Annotated in this window: 2 protein-coding genes; both read left to right on the forward strand. The window is 41.6% G+C overall.

The window, feature by feature from the left end:
- Positions 1-21 precede the first annotated feature (21 nt).
- Complete coding sequence (locus QZZ35_RS11285; protein ID WP_291237493.1) at positions 22-1,566, forward strand: YifB family Mg chelatase-like AAA ATPase; 1,545 nt, start codon at positions 22-24, stop codon at positions 1,564-1,566.
- A gap of 1 nt (position 1,567) precedes the next feature.
- Positions 1,568-2,265 (forward strand): DNA-processing protein DprA (locus QZZ35_RS11290; protein ID WP_291237494.1); only part of this gene is annotated, 698 nt, incomplete at its 3' end.

Raw genomic sequence — 2,265 nt, forward strand, 5'->3', positions numbered from 1 at the left:
AAGTATAGGAGAAGATGACTTATGGCTACCGTGGTAAAAAGTTTTGCGATACAGGGGATCGATGGATATCTGATTGATATTGAGACAAAAATAATGGAGGGGCAGCCGATGATCACAATTATCGGACTTGGAGATCTTGCCGTAAAAGAAGCGGCAGAAAGGATACAATCCTCCATTGATGAGAGCGGTTATGTATTTCCCAAGAAGCGTGTGATCATCAGCCTTGCACCAAGTGATAAAAGGAAAAGCGGTTCACATTTTGATCTTGCCATGGCGATTGGCGTTTTACAGCAGAATGCGGATATAGCGGTTAAAGATCTATCAGAATATGGCTTTATCGGTGAACTGTCATTGGATGGCAGACTGAGAGCCTGCAGAGGGATTCTCCCTATGATTATAACAGCTCAGAAGAGTGGGATTAAAAAAATAATTGTTCCCAGTGAAAACATGAATGAGGCCAGTTTGGTTCATGGGATTGAGATTATCGGATTAAATAATTTAGATGAAGTCATCCGTTATTTGGAAGGGAAAAATATCATGGGTGATGCCATACATCCGGATGCCAGGGAAGAAATGAAGAATATAGAATTGAACCTGGACTTTGCCGATGTTAAGGGACAGAATGAATTGATCGATGCGGTAATTCTTGCAGCAGCAGGAGGACACAACATGCTGATGATCGGTGAACCGGGATGTGGAAAGACGATGATAGCACAGAGGATTCCAACGATACTTCCACAGATGACGGATGAAGAGTGTCTGGAAGTTACCAAAATATACAGCATATCAGGAATTCTTCCAAATGGACATGCACTTATGAGGAACCGTCCTTTTCGGGCACCGCATCATAATGCCTCATTGAATGCGCTGATCGGAGGAGGAATGAATGCTATGCCGGGTGAAGTGTCACTGGCGCATAATGGTGTGTTGTTTCTGGATGAACTTGCAGAATTTTCAAGACACACATTAGATGCCCTGCGACAACCAATAGAAGATAAAAAAGTTTCTATTTCCCGTGTAAATGGCACACATACATTTCCGTCTAATTTTATGTTTGTAGCCGCAATGAATCCTTGTCCATGTGGTTATTATCCCAGTTCCAGATGTCGATGTACGGACTATGAAATAATTAAATACAGAGGAAAGATATCCGGTCCGATCATGGATCGCATTGATATCCAGAAAGAAGTTCATCCGGTTGATTATTTCGGCCTGAACGAGGAGCCACCTGCTATGTCATCAGCAGAAATAAGAATACGTGTAGAGAAAGCCCGAAAAATACAGCAGATACGCTATAAAAATGAAGATGGTATTAATTGTAATGCACAGATGTCGACATCGCATATTCAGAAATATTGTGTTTTAGATGACGCGTCACTGAAGTTATTAAAGGAAGCAAGTGAAGAATATGGATACAGTGCCCGTGTTATACACAAATTGTTGCGTCTTGCCAGGACCAGTGCGGATCTGGATGGGGAGGAAAACATTCGGTTGAGCGATGTTCAGAAAGTATTGTCATGTAGAGATTTAGATAAAAGCAACAGCAGGATGATGGTGGTGAAATAATGTGAAATATTGGGTGTGGCTTTCGTCTGTTCCATATATCGGACCTGTTACAGCACATCGTTTGCTGGAAACATTTGAAAATCCGGAAGCGGTTTATCGGGCGGAAACAGAGGAACTTTGCAAAGTTAAAGGGATTACACGGAGGCAGATAAAGAGCATCCTGGACAATAAATCTATGGAATCTGTACGTAAAATCATGGAAGATTGTGAGAAAAATGGCATCTCGATTTTAGCTCAAAATGATTTAAGATATCCGGTTCGTGCAAAAGAACCGGAAGATTCACCTATTGTTCTCTATTATAAAGGGTGCATTCGAAATATGGCAAGTACGGTTGGAATCGTAGGGGCGAGAAGATGTACTCAGGAGGATAAACTTAGAGTAGCAGAGCTTACAGAAAAATATGTGTATGATAACAAAGCCATTATTAGTGGGATGGCAAAGGGGATCGATTCTTATGCACATACAGCATGCCTGAAAGCAGGGGGTTATACTGTAGCAGTTTTAGGAAATGGTTTGGATATCTGCTATCCGAGTGAACATAAAAAATTGATGGAACACATTATAAAAACCGGTCTTTTGATATCAGAATATCCACCGGGAACGCAGCCGGCTAAATTTAGATTTCCACGCAGAAATCGGCTGATAAGTGCATGGTCTGATAAACTGATTGTTGTAGCACCCGGAAAAGGAAGCGGTGC

The organism is Frisingicoccus sp., from assembly GCA_016298055.1.
Lineage (GTDB): Bacteria > Bacillota > Clostridia > Lachnospirales > Lachnospiraceae > Frisingicoccus.

Coding starts and splice junctions, on each gene's coding strand:
- QZZ35_RS11285 (WP_291237493.1), top strand. CDS start 22: ATGGCTACCGTGGTAAAAAGTTTTGCGATACAGGGGATCGATGGATAT.